Here is a 5,214-nt window from a genome sequence, read left to right as displayed (position 1 = left end):
GCCAGGCCGAGCATCGCCAGGCTCGCGCACACCACCGCGACGGCTGCCCACTCCATTGACGACAACCGGGTGGACAGCACCCATGCGGCCACGATCGCGGTGACGGCAAGCGACGCGGCGATCGCGGCGGCGACGACGTAAATCGGCACCAACCTCAGCGCTGCGACCTGCAATAGGAACCCCAGCCCATCGAGCCCGATGCCCACCAGGTAACGCCATTGCCGCAATGCCCGCAGCAGCAGCGCCGCGTCGACTCCGGACTCGCTGCTGCCGGAATCCACCGAGCGGGTCGCGGCGGCCTGCAATACCGTCGCCGTGCCATAACAAACCGAACAGCCCAACGCGAGCAGCAAGCCGGTCAGCATGGGACAGAGCCTATTTCGACGATTTCTCCGCGGAGTCGTCCGCCGACTCAGAACCGTTGGGATCGGGGACCAGCCGCTCCAGCGCCGCGCCGGTAATACGCCGGAACGCGCGGCGCGGCCGGTTGGCGTCGAGGATCGCGACCTCCAATTTGGATACCCCCAGGACGGTCTGCTCGTTTCCGGATCCCTCGGCGCTGCCCGCCTGCAGGGCGTTGACCGCAATGTGCACCGCATCCGCCAAGTTGGCGTTCTCGGCGTACGAGTCTTTGAGCGCGGTGATGATCGGCTCGGTGGTTCCACCCATCACGACGAAATGCGGTTCGTCGGCGATCGACCCGTCGTAGGTGATCCGGTACAGCTCAGGCGGTTTGGTCTCGCCATAGTGAGCCACTTCGGCCACACAGAGCTCTACCTCGTAGGGCTTGGCCTGCTCGGTGAAGATGGTGCCCAACGTCTGGGCGTAGACGTTGGCCAGCTGGCGACCGGTGACGTCGCGGCGGTCGTAGGCGTAGCCACGGGTGTCGGCGAACTGAATGCCACCGCGCCGCAGGTTGTCGAATTCGTTGAATCGGCCGACGGCCGCGAAGCCAACCCGGTCATAGAGTTCACTGACTTTTTGCAGCGACCGCGACGGGTTCTCCGCCACGAACAGCACACCACCGGAATAGGCCAGCGTGACCACGCTGCGACCACGCGCGATGCCCTTGCGGGCGAGCTCGCTGCGCTCGCGCATCGCCTGTTCAGGCGAGATGAAATACGGGAAACTCATGAATCACTTCCCGCGCGATCAGCGTCCGGGCCGAAAGTATCAGCACGGGAACGTCTTTCGATGACCTCGCGGGCCAGCTCAGCGATGTGCTGCTCGGCTACGTTGGCAGCGCCGTCGGCGCCGATCGTGACCGCAGTCGGGAAGATCCCGCGAACCAGGTCGGGCCCGCCAGTGGCCGAGTCGTCGTCGGCTGCGTCGTAGAGCGCCTCGACGGCAACCCGCAGCGCCGAATCCGGGTCCGTCACTTGCGAATACAGCTTCTTGATGGACGATTTCGCGAAAATCGAGCCTGAACCGACCGACTGGTAGCCCTCTTCTTCCAGGTTCCAGCCGCCGGCGGCGTCGAAAGACACGATGCGGCCGGCCTTCTGCGGATCAGGGTCGTCGATGTCGAAACCGGCGAGTAGCGGCAGAGCCACCAGACCCTGCATCGCCGCAGCGAGGTTGCCGCGCACCATGATCGCCAGCCGATTCACCTTGCCCGCGAACGTGAGCGGCACGCCCTCCAGCTTCTCGTAGTGCTCGAGCTCGACGGCGTAGAGGCGTGCGAATTCGACCGCGATGGCCGCGGTGCCGGCAATCCCGGTCGCGGTGTAGTCATCGGTGATGTACACCTTCTGCACATCACGCCCGGCGATCATGTTGCCCTGCGTCGAGCGCCGGTCGCCGGCAATGAGGGCCCCGCCCGGGTACTTCAGCGCGACGATGGTTGTGCCGTGCGGCAGCTGCGAACTCGGTGTGACGGGTGCGCTACCGATGCCCGCCGGCAGCAACTCCGGTGCCTCGCGGCGCAAATAGTCAGTGAAGGAGGACAGGCCGCCAGAGGCGGTTCCGGGGAGAGCAGAGTTCGTGGCCAGGCGATCGCGGTTTGGCCAGGTCACTGTCCGCCCTTTTGGACGTATGCGCGGACGAAATCTTCGGCGTTCTCTTCCAGGACATCGTCGATCTCATCCAGCAGGTCGTCGGTCTCCTCGGTCAGCTTCTCGCGACGCTCCTGGCCCGCGCCCGTGCCGGCAGTGAGGTCGTCGTCATCGTCGCCACCACCGCCGCGCTTGGTCTGCTCCTGGGCCATCGCTGCCTCCTGCATCGTCGTCGGGCGTGAAACACGCCCGTCAGTGTCTCCACCCTACCGGTCAATAGCGTCATAGCTCGGGCGAAAGCCCTGTGTCCGGGCGCTCAGGTGGTCAGCTGTTCCACCAGCTCGACCGCACTGTTCACCGAATCCAAAAGCGCTCCGACATGCGCTTTACTGCCACGCAGTGGCTCCAGCGTCGGAATTCGCACCAGCGAATCACCACCCAGATCGAAAATCACCGAGTCCCAACTGGCCGCCGCGATGTCCGCGCCGAAACGGCGCAGGCATTCGCCGCGGAAGTAGGCCCGGGTATCCGTCGGTGGGTTCTCGACCGCGTCGATCACCTGCTGCTCGCTGACCAGACGCTTCATCGAACCGCGGGCCACCAGCCGGTTGTACAGGCCCTTGTCCAGCCGGACATCGGAGTACTGCAGATCGACCAGATGCAGCCGCGGCGCCGACCAACTCAGGTTCTCCCGGTGCCGGAAACCTTCGAGGAGTCGCAGCTTTGCCGGCCAGTCCAGCAACTCCGCGCACTCCATCGGGTCGCGCTCGAGCAGGTCAAGCACGTTCGCCCAGGTCTCCACGACGTCGGCGGCGCGCGCGTCGTGGTCCCGGCTGTCGACCAGCTTCGCCACCCGGTCGAGGTAAATCCGTTGCAGCGCAAGGGCAGTCAGTTCACGGCCGTCGGCCAGGGCGACCGTGGCACGCAACGACGGATCGCGACTGATCGCATGTACGGCGTGCACGGGCCGGGCCAGCGCCAGGTCGCTGAGGTCGATGCCGTGCGCCGGACCTTCTTCGATCAGGTCGAGCGCCAGCGCGGTGGTCCCCAGCTTGAGATAGGTCGACGTCTCGGAGAGGTTCGCGTCGCCGATGATGACGTGCAGCCGCCGATAACGGTCCGCGTCGGCGTGCGGTTCGTCGCGAGTATTGATGATCCCGCGCTTGAGCGTGGTCTCCAGCCCGACCTCGACCTCGATGTAGTCGGACCGCTGCGAGAGCTGGAAGCCCGGCTCGTCTCCGGACGGGCCGATTCCGACCCGGCCGGAGCCGGTGACCACCTGGCGGGACACCAGAAACGGCGTCAACCCGGCGATGACCGACGAGAACGGCGTCTGCCGGCTCATCAGATAGTTCTCGTGCGATCCGTAGGACGCGCCCTTGCCGTCGACGTTGTTCTTGTACAGCTGCAGTTTGGCGGCCCCCGGAACGCTTGCGACGTGCCGTGCGGCGGCCTCCATCACCCGCTCGCCGGCCTTGTCCCAGACCACCGCGTCCAGCGGGTCGGTGCACTCCGGAGCGGCGTACTCCGGGTGGGCGTGGTCGACGTAGAGCCGCGCGCCGTTGGTCAAGATCATGTTTGCGGCGCCGACCTCGTCGGCGTCTACGACGGGCGGCGGTCCCGCCGAGCGACTCAGATCAAAACCGCGCGCGTCGCGCAGCGGCGACTCGACCTCGTAATCCCACCGGGTGCGTTTGGCGCGCTGAATACCCGCGGCGGCGGCGTAAGCCAGCACCGCCTGGGTCGAAGTCAGGATCGGGTTGGCGGTCGGGTCCGACGGCGACGAGATGCCGTATTCGACCTCCGTTCCGATAATCCGTTGCATCCCCCAAGCCTAGGCGTGAGGACGACGCGACCGCGGCTGGGGGAAGCGGCCGGTCCGCATAGCGGCCAGGTGAACCCGGCGCGGACAACCCACGGCGGCCCATTGACGCAGGTGATGGAAGTGATTACCTTCACCTGGTGTCCGCCGAACCCATCACCGGCCTGTCCGGAAAACGCTACGGCGAAGTTCTTCTGGTGACGCCTGGCGAGGCGGGGCTGCAGGCCTCCGTCTACAACAGCTACCCGCTCAACGACTGTCCGGCCGAACTGTGGGCTGCGCTCGACGCGAAAGCGATTGCAGCCGAAAACAGCGCTGCCACAGCGTTACTCAATGGCCCGCGGTACTGGCTGATGAACGAGATCGAGAATATGACGCAGGGCCCGCGGATCGTCAAGAACTTCGGCGGAATCGACATGCAACTGCAAGCCCAAACTTTGCTGTCCGCGATGAACCCGGCGCCCTACACCGCTAATCAGGTCCACCGGCACACCGTCTCCACCTTCAATGCCGGCGAACAGGTCTACGAGTTGCACGATCCCGCTTACCGGCGGTGGGTGATGCAGACCTGGAGCCAGATCGTCGATCCGAACCTGTCGCGGGCCGACCTGCCGCAGTTGGGCGAGCGGCTCAACCTGCCGCAGGGATGGACCTATCAAAGCCGAACGCTGGACAGCGCATTGCGCATCGACACCACCACGCACGCCGCGCAGGTCCTGCAGGACGACCTGACCAACAGCTATTCGCTGCTGGCCGGCTGAGCCCTACAGGTACTGACCGAGGTTGGACTCGGTGTCGATCGCGCGCGAGGCGCTCGAGCTCTTGCCGGTGACCAGCGTGCGGATGTAGACGATCCGCTCGCCCTTCTTGCCCGAAATCCGCGCCCAGTCATCGGGGTTGGTGGTGTTGGGCAGGTCCTCGTTCTCGGCGAACTCGTCGACGATCGAGTCCAGCAGATGCTGGATCCGCAGGCCCGACTGACCGCTTTCCAGCACCGACTTGATGGCGTTCTTCTTCGCGCGGTCGACGACGTTCTGGATCATCGCGCCGGAGTTGAAGTCCTTGAAATACATGACCTCTTTGTCACCGTTGGCGTAGGTGACTTCCAGGAACCGGTTGTCGTCGATCTCGGCGTACATCCGCTCGACGACCTTCTCGATCATCGCCCTGATGCAGGCCGAACGGTCGCCCCCGAACTCGGCCAGGTCGTCGCCGTGCACCGGCAGCGACTCGACCAAGTACTTCGAGAAGATGTCCTGTGCCGACTCGGCGTCCGGGCGCTCGATCTTGATCTTCACATCGAGGCGGCCGGGCCGCAGGATCGCCGGGTCGATCATGTCCTCGCGGTTGGAGGCGCCGATCACGATGACGTTCTCCAGGCCTTCGACACCATCGATC

The 5,214-nt window shown here is 65.4% G+C and carries 6 protein-coding genes and 1 pseudogene; 1 reads left to right on the top strand and 6 read right to left on the bottom strand.

All coding sequences use genetic code 11. The features are described from left to right. The 5 genes and pseudogenes from WAO18_RS18795 to dop form a co-directional block, all read right to left on the bottom strand. Window positions 1-365 (bottom strand): annotated as a pseudogene (locus WAO18_RS18795) (hypothetical protein); the annotation flags it as partial. A gap of 10 nt (window positions 366-375) precedes the next feature. Next, window positions 376-1,134, bottom strand: a complete 759-nt coding sequence (gene prcA, locus WAO18_RS18790) for a proteasome subunit alpha (RefSeq protein WP_422207742.1) — start codon at window positions 1,132-1,134, stop codon at window positions 376-378. Then, a complete protein-coding gene (gene prcB, locus WAO18_RS18785; protein WP_422207741.1) occupies window positions 1,131-2,015 on the bottom strand; it encodes a proteasome subunit beta in 885 nt (294 codons plus the stop codon). Before prcB ends, prcA begins: the two co-directional genes overlap by 4 nt. After that, window positions 2,012-2,206, bottom strand: a complete 195-nt coding sequence (locus WAO18_RS18780) for a ubiquitin-like protein Pup (RefSeq protein WP_422207740.1) — start codon at window positions 2,204-2,206, stop codon at window positions 2,012-2,014. The genes prcB and WAO18_RS18780 overlap by 4 nt, the downstream gene beginning before the upstream one ends. Before the next feature lie 104 nt (window positions 2,207-2,310). Then, window positions 2,311-3,819, bottom strand: a complete 1,509-nt coding sequence (gene dop, locus WAO18_RS18775) for a pup deamidase/depupylase (RefSeq protein WP_422207739.1) — start codon at window positions 3,817-3,819, stop codon at window positions 2,311-2,313. A gap of 152 nt (window positions 3,820-3,971) precedes the next feature. On the opposite strand from dop, the gene WAO18_RS18770 reads away from it, so the two are divergent. Then, the gene (locus WAO18_RS18770; protein ID WP_422207743.1) at window positions 3,972-4,577 is read left to right on the top strand and encodes a hypothetical protein; all 606 of its coding nucleotides are present in this window, start codon (window positions 3,972-3,974) and stop codon (window positions 4,575-4,577) included. A 3-nt stretch (window positions 4,578-4,580) separates the two neighbouring features. Here WAO18_RS18770 and WAO18_RS18765 read toward each other — a convergent pair. Then, window positions 4,581-5,214 (bottom strand): AAA family ATPase (locus tag WAO18_RS18765; RefSeq protein WP_422207738.1); only part of this gene is annotated, 634 nt, incomplete at its 5' end.

Origin of the sequence: Mycobacterium sp. (genome assembly GCF_049278535.1) — a bacterium.
Taxonomy (GTDB): Bacteria; Actinomycetota; Actinomycetes; order Mycobacteriales; family Mycobacteriaceae; genus Mycobacterium.
The sequence above is the reverse complement of the archived record's forward strand: the minus strand, read 5'-3'. Positions and strand labels throughout refer to the sequence as shown.